We start from the raw sequence: 22,481 nt of genomic DNA on the forward strand, positions 1-22,481 counted from the left end.
TATTGCTTGGGTCCGAAGACTGTCGAGCGCATACCTTTGTGCAGGTCAGCCGCAAGGAACCTAGAATATGACGCAGAACTACCGGCTTCACCCCCTGATCCTCGGCGAAGCTGACGTCGGCAGCGCGCTCGACGTATTTTGGGGGATGAATAAGGAACAGGGCCGCGTGACGGTTCCGGTCTATGCGTTTCTCATCGAGGGCGGGCCCCATCCCATTCTCATCGACACCGGTATGCGCGATGCCGAACGCGCAATGGCCATTCATAGACTTGGACCGCATCGCCTTCCACCGGGAATGTCCCTGTCTGAGCAACTCGCCCCGCATGGATTACGGCCTGAGGACATCGGCACAGTCGTCCTCACGCACCTGCACTACGATCATTCTGGCGGTTTGGAATTGCTGTCCAATGCGCGGATCGTCGTTCAACGTAGCGAGCTTGCCGCCGCTGCCACTCCGATAGGACCGCGCACGCTCGACATTGGCTCACGCGAATTGTTCTATGACCGCAAGGACATCGCCGCCTTGATCGACCCAATGTGGGATCGCGTTGAACTCATCGAAGGTGACTGCGAGCTCTTCCCCGGTATCGAGTGTATTTTCTACCCCAACACCCATACGCCCGGCAGTCAGTGCGTTTTCGTTCAAACGGAGGATGGCGTCATCGGCTGCGTCGGCGACATCGTGCGCAAGGTCGACACCAACGTGCGCAAAGGAATTCCGCCGGGCATCTACTACGACCTGGAGCAAATGCAGCGGGCCATGCGCGACATCGCAATGCGCTGCGACATTGTCTATCCCGCGCACGATCCTCTCGTCATGGAACCGGACAGAGAAAAGCGGTTGGCTGCCTTAAGCCCCGGCAAGCCGTGGCCGTGAATCTGGCTATGCGTTCACCAGCGGCAGAAGCAGCTTATTGAGCGTACTGTTGGATGCCATGACGTCGCCGGTTTCCAGCATCTTGTCGGCGCCGCTGAGATCGCTGACGAAGCCGCCGGCCTCACGCACGATGACGATGCCTGCCGCCATGTCCCAAGGCTTGAGGTTGCGTTCCCAATAGGCGTCGAAACGGCCCGCCGCCGTGAAGGCGAGATCGAGCGCGGCAGATCCGGTGCGCCGGATGCCCGCGACCTCCTTCATCACCGTGTCCATTTCCTTGAGAAACTTTGGATGTCCCGGTCGGCCGCGATGTGGAATACCCGTCGAGATCAGAGTATCGGCAAGGGTCTTGCGCGCCGCAACCCGCAAACGCCGATCGTTGAGATAGGCGCCCTTGCCCTTTTCGGCGGTGTAGAGCTCGTCCGTCGCGGGATTATAGATTACGCCTGCCACGAGCTGCCCCTCGCGCTCCAGGCCAATCGAGATCGCGAACAGCGGCATCGAGTGCAAAAAGTTCGTCGTACCATCGAGCGGATCAACCAGCCATCGGTGCGTCGTGTCGGCGCCTTCGATGAAACCGCGTTCTTCCATCAGGAAACTGTAGCCGGGTCGCGCCTTCGACAGCTCTTTGAAGATGATGTCCTCGGCCTTGTGGTCTGCCGCAGAAACGAAGTTCGCAGGCCCCTTTACGGATACCTGAAGCTGCTCGACCTCGCCGAGGTCGCGAGCCAGGCTACGGCCGGCCTTACGCGCGGCCGTGATCATGACGTTGAGGAGCGGCGAAACGTTGGCCATGAGATTTCTGCAAATTTCCAAAGAGCAAGGGCCGGATCGGCCAAGATGGGCCGCCAGTGACATTGGTGACGACCTTACGGATGGGTGGGGTGGTGACTAGCCGCTTCACACTGCCAGCGCAAGGCGGCGATGAGCGCACACCCATAAACCCGGCCAACATTACGGAATTTCCGACTTCTGGCGCGTTGCGACCCAGCCTTCAGGTGCTACCCTGCCTTCAGGAAATGCGAGCGGCCCAAAACAGAACAAGAGGCCGCAGGCGCAACGGGGAGAATACCATGAGCGAACATTTCGAAGCCTATACGCTCGGCAATACGTCGGAAGAATACAGACGATTGCGCATGCAGGCTCTCGCCTGGGAGGAAGCCACCCGGCGCGCCATCGTTAAAGCCGGACTGGGCGAGCGAGCGCGCTGCCTCGATGTCGGCTGCGGTCCCGGCGAAGTGATGCGGCTTTTGCGCGAGATGACTGGGCCGGACAGCCACATCACCGGTGTGGATCGCGACGGCAAGATCGGGCGCGAAGCGCTCGCTACGCTGAAGGCGGTCTACGGAGACAACTTCGCTTTTCACGAGCTTGATCTTGCGAGCGAAGCGCAAATTCCGGGTGGACCGTACGATTTTATATTCGCGCGATTTGTCGTGTTTCATCAGCGCGATCAGGTTGCGTTACTCCGCAAGCTCTGGGGCCTGCTCAAACCCGGCGGCAAGTTGCTGGTGATGGACGCAGATATCCTTGCACCGATGAGCGTGTGGCCGGCGTGGTCGGATGAAATCGTCGCATTCATCCAGAACACTCTTAAGGGCGCGGGACTCGATCTGGCCACCGGGCGGCGGATGCCCGAGTGGTTTCTTCAAGCCGGCATAGGGCCCCACGACGGGCTTGACGCTTCGACCATCCTGCTGCCAGCGCCCGAGGTTGCAACATTCGCGAATGTGGTCGCCACAAGTCTATTGCCGGCCGCGCTTCAGATGGGCACGACCACCCAGCCAGCGTTCGACGCCATGGTTGCCAAAGTCAAAGAGGAAGGCGCCAAGGAAAAGGCTTGGATGTACTGGCCGATCGTCATCGCGACGTGGAAGACCAAGCCGCACACCTCCTGAGTTTCCAGCCCTCATCCGCGAGTTTTTGCCTGTGTGTCGCAACACTGTCATGCGGCGGGAACTCTTTGGGAAGCACAATCAGCACCGGGTGCTTTCGCCAATGGCACACCGGACTGAGAGTGTTGGCTTTTGGCCAAATCGCCGTGCGCGCAGCATCACACGTGACACCAAGGCCACATTTTGGTGTTGCAACGGCATGATCTTGCCCGTTTTCGCTGCCATTGCGTTCGGGTATTGTGGACGTTCGCGCGGGGGCGAGGGAGCAACACCGGGGAGAGACGAGGCACATGGCCAAAAAAGCCAAGGGGGACGCGACACTCGCGCCTATTTCCCGTCGGTTGACGCCGCCCGGCGTTTTTCTGTTGCGCATGACCATCTTCCTGACGCTGATCGGATTTCTCGGCGCAATCCTTTTTGATCAGCTCAAAAGGTCGTGGCTGACCAACCCCGGCCTCAACGCGTTGATTATCGGCGTGCTCGCGTTCGGAATTTTGTACGCCTTCCGCCAAGTCATCCGGCTCTATCCCGAGATCCGCTGGGTCAATGCTTTTCGCATTGCCGATCCCGGCCTGGTCAATCCGCACAAGCCGGTGCTGCTGGCGCCTATGGCGACCATGCTGCGCGACCGCACGGGAGCGCTCTCGCTCTCGCCCGCAGCGATGCGCGCCTTCATGGATTCCATCAGTTCGCGCCTGGACGAAGCGCGCGACACCGGCCGCTATCTGGTCGGCCTGCTGGTTTTCCTCGGACTGCTCGGAACTTTCTGGGGTCTTCTCGACACCATCCAATCGGTTGGCCACGCCATCGATACTCTCGACAGTAAGGCGACCGACAACGTGCAGATGTTCGGCGATTTGAAAGCCGGGCTTGCCGCTCCCCTGCGCGGCATGGGCACCGCGTTCTCGGCCTCGTTGCTCGGCTTGTCGGGCTCACTTGTCCTAGGCTTTCTGGAGCTACAGGCCAGCCACGCTCACAACCGCTTCTATAACGAATTAGAAGAATGGCTCTCGGGCATCACCGAGCTCAACCCGTCATCAGGCGTAAGCGGCTCGACAAGCTCGGAGTTCGTCAATCGCCAACTGCTGAGCGCCGTCGTCGATATGCAGCGCGCGCTGGAGGAGTTTTCAAACCGGCTTGCCGATCAGCCGATTGAGCCACCCAGCGTGCTGGCGTCGACGCCACAGCCAGATGAAGTGCGCGATCTTGCCCGCGGCGTGAACCAGCTTGTCAGCCAGATGCGCGCCGAGCAGAAAGTCGTCCGCGAGTGGGTGGATGAGCAGGCCGCGCAACAGACCGAGGTGGCATCGATGCTCAAGAGCCTCGCCGAAAACATGAAGCGCGGAGGCTGATGCCCTATGGCGCGTGGCCGCAATCGCAGAGGTGGAGAGTATGCCGAGTTCTGGCCGGCGTACGTCGACGTTCTGTCGACGCTGCTGCTCGTGGTCACGCTGCTGATGTCGCTCTTTATGATTGCGCAATATTTCGCCGCCGAAGAAGCCAGCGGCAAGGACACCGCACTTAAGCGTCTGACCCGCCAGATCACCGAATTGACGAGCCTTCTCAATCTTGAAAAAGGCAAATCCAAGAGTGCAGAAGATGAGCTGGCGTCGCTGCAGGCCTCGTTGTCGGCGCTGCGAGACGAAAACAGCAAGCTTGCAGGCACGGGCCTTGGCGCAGATGAGCGCGCGAAGGCGGCTGAAGGGCGCATCTCGGCTTTGTCTGCAGATCTGGAGACCCAAAAGAACGTCTCCAACGAAGCGCTGGCCAAGGTCGATTTGCTCAATCAGCAGCTGCTCGCATTGCGCCAGCAGATCGCGGCGTTGAATGAGGCCCTCGACGCCTCGGAGAAGAAAAGCTCAGACAGCGACAAGACGATCAAGGATCTCGGACAACGGCTGAACGCTGCCCTCGCCCGTCAGGTCCAAGAACTGCAACGCTATCGCTCCGACTTCTTCGGGCGGCTTCGCAATCTGCTGAAGGACCGCAAGGACATTCGCGTTGTTGGCGACCGCTTCGTATTCGAAAGCGAAGTGCTGTTTCCTTCAGGCTCAGCAACTTTGACGCCGGAGGGCCTGGCGGCAATGGATCAGCTTGCTGCCGCCATCAAGGAACTGGAAGCCCAGATCCCGCCTGAACTCGATTGGACTTTGCAGGTCAACGGGCATACGGATTCCCGACCGATCTCAAGTGCGCAATTCCCCTCCAACTGGGAACTATCGACGGCGCGCGCGGCCTCGGTGGTCAAGTACCTCATCTCAAGAGGCATCCCACCTGACCGGCTTGTTGCCGCCGGGTTCGCTGAATTTCAACCCATCGAGGGTGGGTACTCCGAGGAGGCTCTTCAGGCCAACCGTCGTATTGAGCTGAAGCTCACCACCCGCTGATTGCAAGCATTGATCCGCGAAATCAATCGTCATTGCGTGCGCGACGCTCGCGCGTACCGCGCTTGTAGCTCTCCGGTACGGCTTCATCGATCTCGCGCAACTGGCTTCGCGCGGGATCAGCGGCGGCAATCTTCGAGGCTGGCACGCCAGACAGAGCCTGAATGACGCGACGATCGTGGCCATACATGTCGTCATACTTGACGATCGTACGGTCCTCGCCCGGCACCATTGTGAAATAGACGTTATGGACCATGAAGGGACGGTCCAGATCGATCTTGTTGCTGGGCTTTTTCGAGTTGCTCAACAGCTTGTTGACGGTGTCTTCGCTCCATCCCTTGTCGCGCGCGAGCAATAAAACGGCAAGCCGCTCAGGATTGCGCACGCGCACGCAGCCGTGGCTGTACAAACGCCAGGACGACTTGAACAACGCGCGGTTGTTTGTGTCGTGCATGTAAACGTGATGCTCGTTGGGAAAGAGGAACTTCACGCGGCCTAGCGGATTGCCACTGCCGGAACGCTGATAGATGCCGACATCGCGGATATCAATCTTGCTCCACTTGAAGCGGGTGGGACGCAGCTCCCGGCCGGAAAGACCAAGGATGCGCATATTGCGTCGCTCCAGCACGCCGTAGTCGCCTGCCTTCAACTTCGGAAGCAGATCGTTGACCTTGATCGAGGGAGGAACGCCCCATTCGGGTTGGAAGACGATCTGCCTCATCCGCTCGGAAAATACGGGCGTTTGCGTGTTGGGCTGCCCGACGATGATGCGCTCCTCATGGATCACCTTGCCGTTCTCCACGACACGGGTCTCCATCTCGGGAAGGTTGTTCCAGATGTGAAAAGCACCGAGGTCGCGCGGCAGCCAACGCCAACGCTCCATATTGGCAAGCAAGCGATCCAAATCTTCTTTCTTTGGCGGCGGCGGCGGGCGGTTCAAGACGCGCCGCGCCTTGTCGTCGATGCGGCCCCAGCGCACGCGCACCTTCTGCTCGCTCAGATAATCGTGGAGAGCGTTGGCAAGTTTCTCGTCAAATTTGGATTGAAAGCCCTCTTCGGCGGGCACCTTGAGCTTGCGACGGACCACCAGCACATCGGGGTGCCATTCGCCAAGTTTGATCGTTGGCCCCATGGCCATGATGTCGGCCGGATCGGGCTCTCTGGGATGCTCGATCTCTCGACGCATGGCGACGTAGGCTTCGCGCAGAAGCTCGAATTCCGGATAGGGCGGGTGCATGGCACGCAAGGCGGCGCCTGCGTCCTCATTCGAAACGACGTCAATCATCACAGCCGTCGCGTAGACGGGATCGTCCGTGCGATTGAGCCACAGGCTCAACGAGGATGGATCAATCCGTCCCCCGTGGGCGTGAAACGCATATTTGACAACCGCACGCGACAGGCCGAGTTCAGCGCTGGCAAGCGCATCATCCGTTAGATCGTTCGGATTGATCTCGGGCGCCTGGAAAGCGGCTGGGTCAAGACCCCAGTCTCCTGCCTTGCTCAACTCGGCAATCGCGGATCGTGCGCGAGACGTCCACCCCTTAGAGGACACCCAGACAGGGGCACCGTCCCTGCTGATATAGAACGAGCGCAGTTGGGCAAGCCAAGCGACGTCCCGCCCCTCGGCATCAGCCCTTGCAGCAGCAATGTGCTCATCGAGCGTGTTGGAAAAAGCAGATCCGCGCTCAACCCTCTCCAGCTGCTCTGCGCGGAGCGCTAATTGTCCTGCGGTGTCTGGCTCAGCAAAGGCTGCCGCCACACCGGTTAATAGAAGAAAGCCGCCGGCGAAGACCCGGCAGAGTACGCGATACATAAACTCTGTGCCCCTTACTTTGGTCCGGTACTATTGCATCATCAGCACTACGATGCACGCGGAGCTTTGGGTCATTTCACGAAATGGTTGAAATAATCCCTACCCTGTCCGCGCCATAACGGCGGGACGAGCAAAACCGCACAGAAATCCTGAAATGACTATCTCGGTTAAAAGCCGCCGCTACTCGGCGGCCTCACGCCCAAACTGCAGCTGGGCCAATCTCGCATAGGTGCCCCCCTTGCGCAGAAGTTCCGCATGGGTGCCTGTTTCCGCGATCCGCCCTTCCTCCAGCACGATGATGCGATCGGCCTTCTGCACAGTCGCAAGCCGATGGGCAATGACGAGCGTCGTGCGATCCTGCATGACACCTTCAAGCGCACGTTGGACCGCGCCTTCGCTCTCCGCATCCAGCGCACTCGTGGCTTCATCGAGCAGCAGAATTGGCGCGTTGCGCAGGATGGCGCGTGCGATGGCGATGCGCTGGCGCTGGCCCCCAGACAGCGTGATGCCGCGCTCGCCAAGCTTTGTCTCATAGGCATCAGGCAGCGCACGAATGAACTCATCGGCCTGTGCAGCCTCGGCGGCGCGGCGGATTTCGCTGAGGGTCGCCGATGGCGAGCCATAGCGGATGTTTTCAGCGACCGTATCCGCAAACAACGCCACATCCTGCGGCACTACCGAGATGCGCGCACGCACCTTCTGCAGATCCGCCTTGGAGACATCTACGCCGTCAACCAGCACAGTGCCTGAAATCGGATCGTAGAAGCGCAGCAGCAAGTTGAAGAGCGTGGTTTTACCCGCTCCCGACGGCCCCACGACGGCAACCGTTTCGCCACGCGCCACCTTGAGGTTTATGTCGTGCAACGCCGAAACTTCGGCCCGATTAGGATAGTGGAAGCTGACATTCTGGAACGCGACCGTGCCGAGCGGTGGCTCGGGCAACGCAATCGGGTTCTTCGGCGAGCGAATGGTGGGCTCCTCGGCCAGGATCTCCATAATGCGGTCCGCTGCGCCCGCCGCCTGGCTCATCTCGCCCCAAACTTCAGAAAGCTCCGCCAGTGCGCCGGCCGCAAACAGTGCGTAGAGCACGAACTGGCCCAAACGTCCGCCCGTCATGTCACCTGCAATAACGGAAGACGCACCGTACCAAAGCACGGCCGTGACGCTTGCGACCGTCAGGAAGATGGCGAGAGCGGTGAGCAATGCACGCGCGACATGGCGCTGGCGGGCATCGTTGAATGAGTGCTCCACTGCTCGGGCGTACCGGTCGGAAACCTGCGGCTCGTTGGTGAAAGATTGCATCGTGCGGTGCGCGGCAAGGTTCTCGGATGCATAGGCCGAGGCCGAGGCGAGACTATCTTGAGCCTGCCGGGACAAGCTGCGCACCATCCGCCCGAAACCGACGAGCGGCAGCACGATCAACGGAATTGCGATCAGGACAAGTCCGGACAGTTTCGGGCTCGTCACGAACATCATGATCAGCGCGCCAATCAGCATGATCGCATTGCGAGCGAACTGCGACAGCGCTGTGCCAGCGGCCGCCTTCATCTGGGTGGTGTCGGCCGTAAGCCGGCTCATCATCTCGCCGGAGTGACTCTTGTCGAAAAAGGCGGGGCCCAAGGAGGCAAGATGGGCAAAGGTCTTGGCGCGCAGGTCCGCCACAACCCGTTCGCCCAGCCAATTCACGCAATAGAAGCGAGAGGCCGATGCCAGCGCCAGCACAGCGCCGATTCCGATCAGCGTGAGGAAGTAGCTGTTTATCAGATCGCCATCGTGACCGCCAAAACCGTGGTCGATCATCCGGCGCACCGCCAGAGGGACAACAAGCATCGCGGCGGCCGAAACGACCAGCGCAATCGCTGCGCCTGCCAACATGCCTTTATGGGACATCAAAATCGGCTTGAGTTGCAGCAGCGGTCGAAGCGACTGACGAGATGAGGGCGCGCCTTCAAGCTGCGAATTGGCCTCAGCGCTGCGGCGCCGGCTTCGTCTGGACATACCTAATCACAACCTTTTCAATGCGTTGTCCGGCGACCGGGCGCCGGTAGGGCATCGCTTTGGAGGCCCTGGCGGCCAGCGAGCCGGGGCGAACATGCCCGACCGGGCAGCCCACCTCAAGGGGCAATGGGACGCTGGCTCGATCCGTAATGTTCAACCGGCGCAACGCCACACTTGTATGCGGGGCACTTTAGAGTTATGGAAGCGCCAGAAATTTCGCCACAAGTGGAGACGCGCCGGCCGGGCCGCATTTGGCAGCTCAGCGGAGAAGCGCTCTATTTCGCTAAACTGCAAGTGAGAGCGCCATGAAGAAAGACGCAGATCTTCATCCCGATTACCACATGATCCGCGTGGTCATGACGAACGGGACCGAGTTCACCACCTACTCGACCTACGGCAAGGAGGGCGACACGCTCACCCTCGACATCGATCCCACCACACATCCGGCCTGGACGGGTGGCGATACGAAGCTGATGGACCGTGGCGGTCGCCTGTCGCGCTTCAAGAAGAAGTTCGAAGGCCTGGGCTTCTAATAGCTCGCAAAAATTCAAGGGCAGAAATTCAAAACGCCAGGCGGGAAGCTTGGCGTTTTTCTTTGTCTCCGAACCTTGTCGGCTTCGATACGCCGAAAACGATCAGGCCCGGCGCTACCACCGGGCCCGATCAAAAATCTCTCAGCGTTCAACTCGAGGAGAAGCTCTGCTCAACCGAGCTTATTCTGGAAGGCCCGCTCCAGAAGGTTCATCTGTGCAGCAACCGGATTTGCCGGACGCTCGGGGATGACATCAGGATCGCCAGCCGAGTTCATGGCACGGTCGAGCTGAACGATGCGGTCATGCAGCGTGAAACTTTGCTCAATCAGATCACGCAATCCAGCGGGAAGGTCGCCAAAGCCGGTGACGTGCGCCGGGCGTCCGAATGCCTGCAACTTGACGCGACGGCGCTTCTTGGCAGCTTCCTCTTCCGTGATCTCACCTTCCTTCAAGGAGCGGCGGATCAACAGCCAGGATGCAAGGTCGAGCAATCGCGTCGTCAGACGCATGCTCTCAGTTGCGTAAAGAACGCTCGCCGGACCGGTAAGACGCTTCGCCTCCGCACGGCCGGGACCGTCGAGGTAGGCAGCGGTGCGCTCAACGAGCGCCATACCTTCCTTGAAGATGTGATCGAATTGTCCGGAAGACTGAAACCGCTCACCGAACGATACGGTTGTAGAGCTGCCCGAAAGGGCGCCATCGACTCGAGAACTATTGTTCATGACCCTGTACGACACAAACGCTTACCCAACACAAACCAACTATACCGATTTCACACTACGGCACCATAGTTAACAACATGGTCCATTTCGGGGCACTTGTCGCACCACCTGTGGACAACTCAGGTGCCTTGTATCTTCGACTGCAAGAACGACGCCGACAGTCCATCGCTGCAAGATGCTTCGAACAAAAAAAAGAGCCGCCCGGGAAGAGCGGCTCGAAAGTCGACAGGGAGGCGTCAAACCAAGCAGCGGGGGGCGCCGCGAGGTTGATCCAGATGGCTGGATACATTTGATAATGATTGGGTAGGGTTAAATGCGAGTTAAGTGCGCGCATCGTTCAAGAACACGGGAGGTAACACTTTGTTGCAGTCGGCGCGACGCACGGAAACCCGACACAACAGGCGTTGAAAGCATAGCGGCAAGTTTTGTTTACGATTTGAAAAGTGCGCTTGCTGCGGCCTCGTGCGCCTTCTTCTTCGCCAGCTCTGCGCTTACCCGCTCGATCTCCTGGTGAAGCGCTGCAATGCGCGCCTCCAATTCGGCAACCGAAAGCGTCCCCAGCTGCTCGCCCAGCGTCGCTTGTGCTTTCGGACGTACCTCATCCCAATCCATAATGAGGGCTCCTTTGAATTTGCAGGCGCCAGCAACAGAGCCTATCCGCTTTATGGCGACCAAAGCTTGTGCCGAGCGACCCGGTGATGCATGTGTCGAGTACGGACACTAGAGGAAAAGCGCAACGATGACGACTCTGCCCACAACCATGACCGCCATTGCCATTGATGGAAAAGGCGGACCGGATGTCCTGAAAGAAGTTACTCTGCCGTTGCCGCAACCTGGCCGCGGTCAGGTTCTGATCAAGATTTCAGCCGCGGGCGTCAATAGACCCGATGTGCTTCAACGCAAAGGTCTCTATCCCGCGCCGAAGGGACATAGCGAGCTGCCTGGTCTCGAAGCGTCTGGCACCATCGTAGCGGTTGGCGAACAAACCTCGCGGCACAACGTCGGCGATACGGTGATGGCACTTCTCAACGGAGGCGGCTACGCCCAATACGCCATCGCCGAAGAAGGCAGTTGTATCGCAGTGCCGCAAGGCCTCGACCTCGTCCAGGCCGCGGCGATGCCTGAGACGTTCTTCACAGTTTGGCACAACGTGTTCCAACGCGGCGGCTTAAAAGCAGGCGAGAGCTTTCTCGTTCATGGTGGAACAAGCGGAATCGGCGTCACCGCCATCCAGCTTGCCAAAGCATTCGGCGCAACGGTCTTTGCAACGGCAGGATCTCCAGAAAAATGCGACGCCTGCCGCGCACTCGGCGCGGACCATGCCATCGACTACAAGACGCAGGACTTCGCCGAAGCGATCAAGGCTCAAACGCAAGGCCGCGGCGTCGATGTCATCCTCGACATGGTCGGCGGTGATTACATCGAGAAAAACATTCGCTCGCTCGCCGACGATGGCCGCCTCGTCAACATCGCCTATCAAAAAGGTTCAACAGTAACCATCGACTTCATGCGCGTCATGCTAAAGCGGCTGACGCTGACGGGTTCGACCCTGCGGATTCGGTCAGCGACTATAAAGGCCGCCATCGCACGAGAGGTGGAATCCAATGCGCTGCCCCTGGTGATGAAGGGACAGATCAAGATCCCCATCGACAGCACCTTCGCGCTGAAGGACGCAGCACGGGCGCAGGCCCGCATGGAGGAGAGCGCGCATATCGGAAAGATCGTACTGAGCGTCGGCTGACCGTCGCCTCACAAAAGCTCCGCACGCTCGCCGATCCTGCCGAGACCACAGCGCCTCGTCCATGACACCTGGTAAAGAGATGCAAGATGCCAAAGCCGCAGGCGAGCCGATGACGCGTGGCGCTTCGAGCTCAACCCCAGGCGCAAGCGTGTCGAAGAAGAATTGATTATGTCTTGCGGAGGCGCGGCGGAAAATGCGCCGCGCCTTTTCGCGTCCAGCTGCCCATGGCATGCGACATCACGCAAGCGCGCGCATCACGCCGACGGGTCGCTTCGATGTGCTGGCAAACAAGCGCTCGACTGCGTCGGCCAACGTCTCGTTCGCGTCCATGCTGACCTTGCTCGCGACATAGACGGCGTCGATTCCAGCACCGATTGCACCGGCGATGTCAGTCTTTGCTCCATCGCCAATGGCGAGAATGGCTTCCGGCGCGATTATTTCGCCGCATACGTCTCGCGCCATCTGCTGGGCCGCTTCGTAGATCGGCGCGTGCGGTTTTCCCGCATAGAGGACCGTGCCACCGATTGCCTCATAAGCCTGCGCCAATGCTCCCGCACAATAGATCATGCGCCCGCCGCGTTCGACTTTGACATCAGGATTGACGCAAACCATCTCCAGGTCACGGGCGAGACAGGCTGCGAGCACGTCGCGATAGTCGTCCGGAGTTTCCACCTCGTCGTCGAACAGGCCAGTGCATACGACGGCACGCGCGTCGGCAGGATCGCCCAGTGTTACGTCCAAGCCTCGATAGACCGGTAAGTCCCGCTCGGGACCTAAGTGGAAGATCGTCTCCCCGTTGTGCTTGGCAATCAGCGCGCGCGACACGTCACCTGACGTCAGGATGGCGTCATATGCCTCGCGCGGCACCCCGATCTGATCGAGCTGACGAGCGACACCATCGCGTGGACGCGGCGAATTCGACACGAGAATAACGCGGCCGCCATGTGCGCGAAAATTCCGGCACGCAATGACGGCGCCGTCATATTGCCGGACGCCATTGTGCAGCACGCCCCAGATGTCGAGAAACCAGACGCGGTACGGCTTGGACAATTGCGTTATGTTCAACAACTCGGGGATTGCGGTCATGACAGCCCTGGCGCACGGATGAACTGGTGCGCCTTCAAGTCAGCGCACACCTGCCAGCGCCTATAGCCTTGTCGCAATCGCCTGTCACCGGCCTGGGCGCACGCGACGCATGCGCTGCCCTCAAGCAGCCGCCGTCCGGCGCTCGGCAAGAGATTCAAGCGTAATCTGACGCGCGCCGCCAAACAGCTGGCCTTGCCCGAACAGAGCACCAAAGCCGAATACCTTTGCCAATTGCGTCTGATCGTCGATAGCCTCGACCACCAAGGTCAGGCCCGCCTCCGCCATATGCCGGCAAAGATCGGCGGGCGGCACCATGCCATGGCCCGTCGCCATTCCATCGAGGAACGCCTCGGCTGGAAGTTTGACAAAGGCAAAGCCACGTTCTGCGAGAGCGGCAAAATCCGTCGCCAGATGCGTGACCTCCGACAGCGCGAAACGGAACCCGAAAGAGTTCATATCGGAAAGCGCTTGCCAGGTTCCGGCGCCGAACGCGGCGACATCAGCCTGTGTGAATGTCAGAACGAGCTGGCCGGAGATCGACATCCGCTCTTCGAACTTGCGGGCGAATGCCTCCAGGAACTTGCCATCGGTCATCGAGTGTCCGGCCGTGGGGGCAAGCAGCGAGCCGGTCTTACCACGCGACTCCAGTTGATCGGCGACGCGCGCGGTCCGGTTGAGGCGTTCGATGTCGAATAGCCCCAGCATCTCGCTCGCACCGACGCTGAGCGTTTCGACAACACCGTCGATGAAAGATCCCGTAGGCGATTTCAGGCGTACATCGACCTCGAAATGCGCAACGGCATAATCACCAAGCCCGACGATGGGCTTGAGGAAGACGTCCATACGACTCGTTTCGATGGCTGCGGCGATTTCCGACAGCTTGCGATCGGGAATTGGTGTGGGTGCTGCCAATCGGCCATCGCCGAGCTGAGACCGCTGCCGGATAGGCGTCCTCTCGTTCGGCAATGTTTGATCTTGGCCGCGATGTGGTGGCTCCATCGCGGCGCTTCGAGGCGTTGCGGACTGCTGTTGCGAGCGCGGCTCGGCAGACGAGCGGGACGGCGGCGCCTGCTGCTGCTCGCGCATGTCATCTGCATCATCGTCGTATGGTTCTTCATCGCGTGAAACCGCGATCGGCTGCGCGCTGGCAGGAATAAGAGCATCGAGCGACGGCAACGCGCCAGACTGAAGAGGCGCTTGCTGAGGCGGCGATGTTGCAGGCACGGAGAGTTTATTCACCTTGGCCTTTCTCTCGCCGAACTCGCCACCTTCAGCCGGTTCTGAAGCCGGCTTCGGCCGCTTCATGCGATGCGCTGTGTTGCGCAGCGCCGCGACGGATTCCTCAATGCCCGACCCACCATGATAGCCGCCCAATTGATGTTGCGTCGGCTCGGAAGCTGCTCCGTGATCCGCCGCGTGTGCGATGCGCAGCGCTTCGTTGGCGTTCACTTCATCGGCCAGAGCCTTGATCTTCCGTTGGACGAGTTCGAGATCCGCCTCGACGCTTCGAACATGAGGAAGATGCGGTGTACGGGTGTCTCCTTCCCCTTCACCGCCTGGGGCGAACTCACGAGACGTACCCGTGTCTGTTGGCCGGAACGACCAGGCGTCGCGCAATGCATCGCCTGTCGTTTGCGATGCGCCGCTCCAATCAGGCAGCTCGACAAGATCAGGCCCAACAGTGGGCTCAGCGCCACGGCCGTGCTCATCACGCCTCTCAACCGATGAGGCAGGACGCTGGGGCGCGTGAGCACGTGACGGATCGCGAGGCGGCGGCGAACCACTCTGGACCGCGCCACCAGCAGGGCCGAGACCTGATTTGGGCGGCACGAAGCGCGCGCGACGATTTACTTGCGAGGGCTCCCAACGCGCATCCGGCTTCAACGGCGATTGAGGGAACGCCTCAGCGTCGTCGCCACCCATCGCAGTCTCTTCCGGCCATCCCTCGAACTGCCGCGGCCCGCCTGAGGGCGAGCGCGAAACGGCTGGCGACGACATCGCCGAATTGGCGGCAGGACCGCTGGATCTTTGGTCGGGCGCCCTTGTGTCAACAGTTGCGGGCGCCTGATATCCGGCCTGAGTCTCTGCGAGCGGCGCGGCACGGCCTTCTGGCGGGCTACCGGGTTTTGCCTGCGGCCAGCTTGCACGCAAGTCGACCGAACCGGATGTCGGTCCACCCTGGCGCGCTGGCATTGGCGACAGTGGCATGCCATGGGATTTTATCCGCGCCATCTCGTGCTCGAGGCGCAAAACCTCAGCCCGCAAGCGCGCGATCTCTCCTGAACGCACCAGCATTCCATTGATGGCCATGAACATGGCGAAAGCCAACAGCCCCGCCGTGGCTGCGCCTGCTGCTGCGTAGCCCAAGTGAACATGAGCCACACCGCCCACCGCCATTGCGACGAGCGCCATCATGACCATGACAATACGTTCTCGCGCCGGACCGCCCTCCGCAGGGGCGCCCATCTCCTCGACCGGCGCGGGATCCGCCGCGACGGGTCCACCCCCGACCGGTTCGATACTTGCCATCTCCGATGGAGGCCGTGCGGCCTTCACGGAGGTATCTTGGGTTGGAACAGGAGTGGTCATAACGCCTGGAGCCTATTGAGCTGATTCTTTAAAATGAGAGGATCGGGGCCACGCACAGTTGGCGCAATCTCGCAAGGAAGGCTTTCACCAGAATTCACTGCCCGCGGTCCTGCCGCAAAGCAGTTGGCAGGTGCAGAAGCACCTTTCGGCAACACTTCCAGGTTGCATCCACCTCTATCCATCGCTTGTTTCTCTCCGAGCGTCTCCCGCGCATGGGGGGCACCCGCCCGCCTCCCGACGGCCATTCCGATAGGTAGCGGACCCGTGCCCCAATTCATCCACAGCCGCCCCATTGCCGCCCTATGCCAGCCGAAGCGCCACCCGAATCGACGCGCTGTTTAGAGACCGTTAGGCGAATCACCGTGCTATCGTAATGCCCGACTGTCTCTAGACGCGTCGGGCTATTTTCAGCGCGTCGGGAGGGATTGGCGGCATGTACATGAGCGTAGTTGGAAACAGTCCTGAGAGTGAAATTTTGGGCGAGTTGACCGGGACTCGCGTCCTGATCACCGGTCTTGCAGGTCATATTGGCGTCGACATCGCGCGTGCATTTGCAGATCTCAAGTGCAAGCTGGTCGTCCAGACCGACGATCTCACACCCGACATGACGGAGCTCGCGGCCCTGCTGTCTCAGAACGCGGCCGAGATGAAGCTCTATACCGATCCCATCCGGACAGCCAAGTCCGCGACGCGATTTGCGCAGCATTGTCAGCAGGCTTTTGGCGGGCTCGATACCGTTATCAATCTTCAAACCATCACGCCCCAAGAGATGCGTGACGTCTCAAGCGAGGCTGATGTCGAGCGTCTCATCACTGAGAAGCTGACGCCGCTGACCCACATCACGCGCGTGTGCGCCAACCGCATGCGCGTCATATTTGCTGAGGGTTCAATCCTCAACGTCCTTACAATGCCGGCACCGCTGCGTCCGCGTGAGGCAGCCATCGCCGGAATCGCCCGCACCGCACTGGCCGCAATGACGCGCGGTGAAGCCGAACAGTGGGCGGACCAGTCCGTGCGCATCAACGGCATTGCACCACGCATCGGCATATCGAGCCCATCTGGCGCGTCGCTCAAGAGCGAACCGGACATCGCGGCGCTTGCGTTCTACCTTGCTTCACGGCGCGGCAAGACGCTGTCCAGCCATATCTTCGATGCCGAAATGACCGGGTGCTGAAAAGCACCTGACGAAATAAGCAACAATTAAGAAATCAAACAAGGCGGCAGGATCACTGTCGCCTTTGTCGTTTCGCGATCAAGCCATCCGCCCAGCTTCTCTCAAGCAATTGAGGCAGAAATCTCCAATTAAGAGAAAAGCAAATGAACTGACATATATAGTATACAGATTGTTTGACCCCGGTAATATTTTGGAAACGAGTGTGAACACTCTGAAAACAAAAATTCTGATCGCTGACGACGACCCAGTTTATCGCGAGGTCGGGCGGGATGCATTGGAGCATGCCGGATTTGCGGTCACTGCAGTCTGTGACGGCGCGCAAGCCATCGCCGCCTTGTCTGCTGAGAAATTTCACGCTGCCGCGGTCGATTTGACGATGCCCGAGGCCGACGGCATCGCCGTCATCTCGACAGCGCGCGCAGATGGTCCAAACATGAACACACCGATCGTCGTGATTACAGGACACGACGAAGCCTCCGCCGTCGAGCGCGCCTACAATGCTGGCGCCACGTCGTTTCTGACCAAGCCAATCAATTGGCTTTTGTTCACCCACCATATGAATTTTATCCTGCGCAATGGGCAACTCGAGACCCAATTACGCGAGGCGACCCAGGCAGCTGCCTTTCTCAGCGATTTGAAAGGTCAGATGCTTTGTGCCCTGGCGCGCGAGTTCCAAGCGCCGATCAAGACCATCTACGGATTTGCCGAACTTGTCCGTCGAGAGGTCTATGGCCCCCTCGCACCAGCAAGTTACCGCGAACTGGTGCTCGACATGGGCTCCGCTGCCCATAAGCTCAACAGCTCGTTCCTCAAGTTGATGGATCTCGGCAACGCTCTGAACGAACAACTCGATATTAAGAACGAAGTGATCGCAATTCGCGAAACGCTTCGCGACCTACTGGTTTCCATCAGCGACGAAGCCGAGCGCCGTCGCGTCCATGTCGTCTCGACTGTTGACATTCCCAGCACACTTGCCCTTCGCGCCGACCGCGTTCTGTTCATCCAGGCCGTGCGTGCCGTGCTTGCGAACGCCGTGCGGTTAGCTCCCAGAAACTCCCAAGTCTCTGTACACGCCTGGATTGATCAGAACGACGGACTGAAGATTGCCACCTCCGACACTGGGCCTCCGATCGCTGCAACCCTGCTTGCGGAGATCACCAATCGCAGCCGTAACGAACCCAGCGTGCCGATGATTGATACTCAGACCCGCGAAGTCGGCATGAAGATCGCCAAGGTCTTGACCGAGGCTCATCAGGGCAGCATCGATGCACACTCGGATGGCGAAAACTCAAATGTCGTGCGGATCAATCTGCCAGCCTCCCGGCTCACCTCTTTCGAAGCCGAGCCTCGCACGCCGCAACCGGCTACCAAAGCGCAGGACAAGCGTCTTGCAGAGATCAGCGCGGCTCTAGCTCAGGATCCGCGCGTCCGCTTCGCTAAAGTCGATGCACCAGCCGTGTCTGCGCGGCAACTGAGCGAGGACAAGGCAGCGGTTCGCGAGTGCAGCCCGCGAAATCCTGGCTGACACCCCTGCAACGATGGACGCGGAGATGACAGCCTCGACAATCAAGACAATGATAGCGGCGCGATTGGGTATTCCCGATCGCAATGCAAGTGCCGTCGATTCCGCTGTGGCGCGTGCGACCTTGACGCTCCTCTACCAGCAACTGCCTCAGGGCTTGCTGGCGACGATCATCAATTCGTCATTACTGGTGTACGTCCTCGCTGACGTCGTCGAAGTGGCAACGCTGACAGCCTGGATGTCTCTGATGTTCGGCGTAACTGCTGTCCGCTACGCGTTGGTCCTCGGGTTCCGTTCCGAAGCGACCGAGCAGATGGATACGAACAAGTGGCGTGCCTACTTTTTCAATTCAGCCGCGGCCACAGCAGCCTTGTGGGGCGTCGGCGGCTTTGCGCTGTTCCCCGCCGGTAGCCTGGAGCACCAGGCATACCTGGGCTTTGTGTTGGCCGGCATCACGGCCGGCGCCTCGGGCACGATGGCTGCTGACGACAGAATCTACCGCGTCTATGTCATAACCGCCATTGCGCCCTACATGACACGTCTTGTGCTCGAAGGTTCGCCGATGCCGCTCGCAATGGCAACCATGTCGGCGGTGTTCATGGCAGGAATGATCATGGCCTCGCGCGGAAACGCACGTGCTGCGCGCGAATCCTTGCGACTGCGTTTCACCAACGCGGATCTCGCTCTCGATCTGGAAAGGACAATTGCCCGCCTTCAGCATACCAATATCGCCTATGAGGCAGCGATAAGCGAAAACCAGCGCAATCTCGCTTCTCTGGAACATGCCGTTGAGGAAGCCAAGGCATCGACGGAAGCAAAATCTCAATTCCTGGCCAACATGAGCCACGAGATCCGCACGCCCATGAACGGCGTGTTCGGTATGACCGATCTCTTGATGCGCACTTCTCTCGATACCCGCCAGCGCAAGTTGGTGCGCACTATCAACGAGTCCGCGCGTGCGCTCCTCACCATCATCAACGACATTCTAGACCTGTCGCGCATCGAGTCCGGGAAATTAGAGCTCGATCGCCACGAATTCGCGTTGCGAGAAGCCGTCGAGCGCTCGGCCGATCTGTTTGCAGGCCAAGCACAGTCGAAGGGACTGAACCTCACCGTCTACGTTGCGCGCGACCTCCCGCATACGGTGATAGGCGACAGCGGGAGGCTGAAACAAGTTCTCCTTAATCTCATTGGCAACGCTCTGAAGTTCACCAAGGATGGCGAGATCGCGGTGCGTGTCACGCGCATCAATAACGACGCCAACTGCGTCCGCGCCTTGTTTGAAGTGCAAGACACCGGCATAGGCATCGACGCAACTGTTCGCGAGAAGCTATTCCAGCCCTTCACTCAGGCTGAAACCTCGATCAATCGCCGCTTCGGCGGTACAGGTCTGGGACTGTCAATTTCACGCCATCTGATTGCGCTGATGGGCGGAAGCATCGGGCTGGATAGCCAGCTTGGCAAAGGTACGCGCGTCTTTTTCGAGCTCGATCTGGAAGCGGGTTCTTCCGGCGTTCAAGGCGACGACCACGATTTGAGCGTGCTCGAAGGCGCGCGCATCCTCGTCATCGACGACCGGGAGACGAACCGCGAGATCATGGCCGGCTATTTGTCCGGATGCGGTGCCCTCGTAACGCTCGCTTCCAATACAGCCGAGGCCTGGCCGCTTCTGGTTGAGGAAAACGCCGCTGATCGCCCATTCCATGCAGCCATCGTCGACATGATGATGCCGGACGAAAACGGACTGGAGTTCGCAACACGGGTCAAAGCTGACGAGACCCTCAGCAAACTCAAGATTATTCTCGCAAGCTCGCTTTCCTGGCAAGGCGACTTGGCAAGCGTGCGCCGGGCTGGCGTGGAAAAAATTCTTACCAAACCAATTCGCCGTCATGAGTTGCTTGATGCCGCCGCGCGCGCCATCTCAGGCACCCGTCACGCGGGTTGGCAGGCATTTCGTCTCGATGGCGCTTCGAACGCGCAAACGGACACCTCGGGCGGGCTGCTTAGCCGTCGCATCCAGGCGCGCGTCTTGTTGGCTGAAGACAATCCGGTCAACGTTGAGGTGGCCCGCGAACTCCTCACTTCGGCTGGATGCCGCGTTTGCGTAGCGGGCAACGGATTGGAAGTCCTGGCGCAGCTTGAAGACACCGACTTCGACATCGTCCTGATGGATTGTCAGATGCCGATCATGGACGGGCTGACCGCAACACGAAAAATACGCCAAGCCGAGCAAGACAAGGGACTGGCTCGTATCCCCATCATTGCGGTGACGGCCAACGCATTCGCCGAAGACAGGACGCGATGTCTCGACGCCGGAATGGATGATTACATTTCCAAACCCTACAGCGAAGACACTCTTATTCGCACGCTCACGCGTTGGGCGCCCATGCGGCAGCCGCTAGCGACCGCGATTAGCAACGGCATGAACGAAGTTTCCGGGGCTCGAAGCGGCGCTGCTGCTGCGCAGGGAGCCGAATTTAAGGAAGAAACAGGTTCAGCCATCGACGAGGGCATGATCGCGCCGTTGAAGTCTGCCCGACCCGATCTGCTGGCCCGATTGATAAAGACATTTCTTTGTTATGCCCCCGACGCTCTCAAAGGGTTGCAAGAAGCCCGCAGCGAGGGCGATGTGCGTCGCGTCGCCATGCTTGCCCATTCGCTGAAGTCCTCCAGCGCCAACCTTGGAGCGGTCAAGCTGTCGGCCCTCTGCCGAGACTTGGAGAAAAGGGTGGCCGAGAAGCAGGAGGCGGAAGCCCTCGCCATCGTCGACCAGATCGTTTCAGCCTTCACACCGGTATCTGAGGCACTAGACGAGCTGTCGGAAAGCCTTGCAGTGGGCGGCAACACGCCGACGCGGGCGCAGCGTTAACCGATCGCGTGCGCCTATTATTTGCGCTATTTCTCGAGCCGTTCGTACAGTGGCGTTTGCCTTTCGAGGCGCAAAGCGGGATGATTGCTGACATACGACGTTCCCAGGCCGGCGCTTAATGGACATCCGACAACTTCAATATCTGGTCGCATTGGCTCGCGAGAAGCACTTCACGCGCGCGGCGAACGCCTGCAACGTCACCCAGCCGACGCTGTCGGGAAGGATCCGGCAGCTGGAACTGGAACTCGGCGTTCCGATTGTCGAACGCTCCCAGCGCTACCAGGGACTAACGCCCGAGGGAGAGCGCGTTCTGAAGTGGGCACAGCTTATCCTGAACAACTGGCAGTCCATGCAGCAGGAGCTGGCGCATCTGACCGACCGCGACGCGGGCCTGTCGGGACGCCTTGTGCTCGGTGGCATCCCCTCGGCCCTGCCCATGATCCCGTTCCTCACCAAGTCGGTACGAGAATCCCATCCAGGCATCGACTTCACCGTGATGTCGATGAGTTCGGAAGAAATTCTGCGGGCGCTGGAAGACTTCACGATCGATGTCGGCATTACCTATCTCGACAACGAGCCTATCGAAGGGTTGCTGGCCGCGCCCCTCTATAAAGAGCGCTATTGTCTTTTCGTGACCGAGTCACACCAACTGGCATCGCGTGAAGCGGTGACATGGAAAGAAGCGGCGCACGAACGCCTTTGCCTGCTGACGACCAACATGCAGAACCGGAGGATCATCGATCGGGCTTTCCGCGGAGCCGATTGCCGCCCGACACCCGAGCTGGAGACCAACTCCGTTATCAATCTGTGCGCCAACGTGCGGCTCATGGGGCTGGCCAGCGTGATGCCGGACTACATTCTGGGTATCCTCGGGCCACACTCTGGGATAAAAGCTATTCCTCTCAGGAATCCCGAGGTCGTCCACAACGTCGGGCTCGTCGCTGTGAAGCGGGCACCCCTCTCACCCCTTATCGAGGTTCTGATGGAGGCCGGCCGGAGCTTTGAGCCGCAACCCGCAAACTGGGAGGCATCGGGGCAGGCGGTGCCGATTTATTGAAGAATAACAACGAACGCCTTGCGATAAGCGGAATGCAAAGGAGCAGATTCGACCAACTTCGACCAAGTTCGCAGTTGTTGCGACGCAGCATAGATGCAGTCGATAACAAAATCGACAATAACGATTTGAGTCTCAGCGTAGTTTCGGAGACTTTCCGCGGACTCGGCGAACACCCATATCAAGAAAGATAGAACAATTATAAGAGGGACCCCGGTCGCGGG

Annotated in this window: 17 protein-coding genes; 10 read left to right on the forward strand and 7 right to left on the reverse strand. The window is 59.7% G+C overall.

Annotation, left to right across the window (positions count from 1 at the left end; translation table 11 throughout):
- Window positions 1-67: 67 nt before the first annotated feature.
- A complete protein-coding gene (locus tag R3D51_09355; GenBank protein ID MEZ5899687.1) occupies window positions 68-877 on the forward strand; it encodes an N-acyl homoserine lactonase family protein in 810 nt (269 codons plus the stop codon).
- A 6-nt stretch (window positions 878-883) separates the two neighbouring features.
- On the opposite strand, the gene R3D51_09360 is transcribed toward R3D51_09355, so the two are convergent.
- Window positions 884-1,672: an inositol monophosphatase family protein gene (locus tag R3D51_09360; protein MEZ5899688.1), complete on the reverse strand. Its 789-nt coding sequence runs from the start codon at window positions 1,670-1,672 to the stop codon at window positions 884-886.
- A gap of 278 nt (window positions 1,673-1,950) precedes the next feature.
- On the opposite strand from R3D51_09360, the gene R3D51_09365 reads away from it, so the two are divergent.
- The 3 genes from R3D51_09365 to R3D51_09375 all read left to right on the forward strand — a co-directional run bounded on the left by R3D51_09365 (window position 1,951) and on the right by R3D51_09375 (window position 5,159).
- Entirely contained in the window at window positions 1,951-2,775 is an 825-nt protein-coding gene (locus R3D51_09365; GenBank protein MEZ5899689.1) for a methyltransferase domain-containing protein, read from the forward strand.
- A gap of 287 nt (window positions 2,776-3,062) precedes the next feature.
- The gene (locus tag R3D51_09370; protein ID MEZ5899690.1) at window positions 3,063-4,124 is read left to right on the forward strand and encodes a flagellar motor protein MotA; all 1,062 of its coding nucleotides are present in this window, start codon (window positions 3,063-3,065) and stop codon (window positions 4,122-4,124) included.
- 6 nt (window positions 4,125-4,130) lie between these two features.
- Entirely contained in the window at window positions 4,131-5,159 is a 1,029-nt protein-coding gene (locus R3D51_09375) for a peptidoglycan -binding protein (protein ID MEZ5899691.1), read from the forward strand.
- A gap of 22 nt (window positions 5,160-5,181) precedes the next feature.
- On the opposite strand, the gene R3D51_09380 is transcribed toward R3D51_09375, so the two are convergent.
- Together R3D51_09380 and R3D51_09385 are read right to left on the reverse strand one after the other, a co-directional pair.
- A complete protein-coding gene (locus R3D51_09380; GenBank protein MEZ5899692.1) occupies window positions 5,182-6,969 on the reverse strand; it encodes a L,D-transpeptidase family protein in 1,788 nt (595 codons plus the stop codon).
- Between the two features lie 180 nt (window positions 6,970-7,149).
- Entirely contained in the window at window positions 7,150-8,967 is a 1,818-nt protein-coding gene (locus R3D51_09385; protein MEZ5899693.1) for an ABC transporter transmembrane domain-containing protein, read from the reverse strand.
- A gap of 305 nt (window positions 8,968-9,272) precedes the next feature.
- Between R3D51_09385 and rpmE the strand changes: the two genes are divergently transcribed.
- Window positions 9,273-9,500 (forward strand): 50S ribosomal protein L31, encoded by a 228-nt coding sequence (gene rpmE, locus R3D51_09390; GenBank protein ID MEZ5899694.1) that lies wholly within the window; start codon window positions 9,273-9,275, stop codon window positions 9,498-9,500.
- A 170-nt stretch (window positions 9,501-9,670) separates the two neighbouring features.
- Here rpmE and R3D51_09395 read toward each other — a convergent pair whose 3' ends face one another.
- Entirely contained in the window at window positions 9,671-10,222 is a 552-nt protein-coding gene (locus tag R3D51_09395) for a DUF1465 family protein (protein MEZ5899695.1), read from the reverse strand.
- Window positions 10,223-10,651: 429 nt separating this feature from the next.
- Window positions 10,652-10,834 (reverse strand): DUF1192 domain-containing protein, encoded by a 183-nt coding sequence (locus tag R3D51_09400; protein MEZ5899696.1) that lies wholly within the window; start codon window positions 10,832-10,834, stop codon window positions 10,652-10,654.
- A gap of 127 nt (window positions 10,835-10,961) precedes the next feature.
- On the opposite strand from R3D51_09400, the gene R3D51_09405 reads away from it, so the two are divergent.
- A complete protein-coding gene (locus R3D51_09405) occupies window positions 10,962-11,963 on the forward strand; it encodes an NAD(P)H-quinone oxidoreductase (GenBank protein ID MEZ5899697.1) in 1,002 nt (333 codons plus the stop codon).
- A gap of 237 nt (window positions 11,964-12,200) precedes the next feature.
- Here the strand turns inward: R3D51_09405 and R3D51_09410 are convergent, their stop codons facing one another.
- Both R3D51_09410 and R3D51_09415 read right to left on the reverse strand, forming a co-directional pair.
- Complete coding sequence (locus tag R3D51_09410) at window positions 12,201-13,049, reverse strand: TIGR01459 family HAD-type hydrolase (protein ID MEZ5899698.1); 849 nt, start codon at window positions 13,047-13,049, stop codon at window positions 12,201-12,203.
- Between the two features lie 120 nt (window positions 13,050-13,169).
- Window positions 13,170-15,638 carry an EAL domain-containing protein gene (locus tag R3D51_09415; protein ID MEZ5899699.1) on the reverse strand — a complete coding sequence of 823 codons (2,469 nt, stop codon included), beginning with the start codon at window positions 15,636-15,638 and terminating at the stop codon, window positions 13,170-13,172.
- A gap of 439 nt (window positions 15,639-16,077) precedes the next feature.
- Here R3D51_09415 and R3D51_09420 point away from each other — a divergent pair, with 439 nt between their 5' ends.
- From R3D51_09420 to R3D51_09435, 4 genes are all read left to right on the forward strand, one after another.
- Entirely contained in the window at window positions 16,078-16,812 is a 735-nt protein-coding gene (locus R3D51_09420) for an SDR family NAD(P)-dependent oxidoreductase (protein MEZ5899700.1), read from the forward strand.
- A 202-nt stretch (window positions 16,813-17,014) separates the two neighbouring features.
- A complete protein-coding gene (locus R3D51_09425) occupies window positions 17,015-18,337 on the forward strand; it encodes a response regulator (GenBank protein ID MEZ5899701.1) in 1,323 nt (440 codons plus the stop codon).
- 25 nt (window positions 18,338-18,362) lie between these two features.
- Window positions 18,363-21,203, forward strand: a complete 2,841-nt coding sequence (locus R3D51_09430) for a response regulator (GenBank protein ID MEZ5899702.1) — start codon at window positions 18,363-18,365, stop codon at window positions 21,201-21,203.
- Between the two features lie 118 nt (window positions 21,204-21,321).
- Window positions 21,322-22,260 carry a LysR family transcriptional regulator gene (locus tag R3D51_09435; protein ID MEZ5899703.1) on the forward strand — a complete coding sequence of 313 codons (939 nt, stop codon included), beginning with the start codon at window positions 21,322-21,324 and terminating at the stop codon, window positions 22,258-22,260.
- Window positions 22,261-22,481 lie beyond the last annotated feature (221 nt).

Source organism: Hyphomicrobiaceae bacterium (assembly GCA_041397645.1).
Classification (GTDB): domain Bacteria; phylum Pseudomonadota; class Alphaproteobacteria; order Rhizobiales; family Hyphomicrobiaceae; genus Hyphomicrobium_B.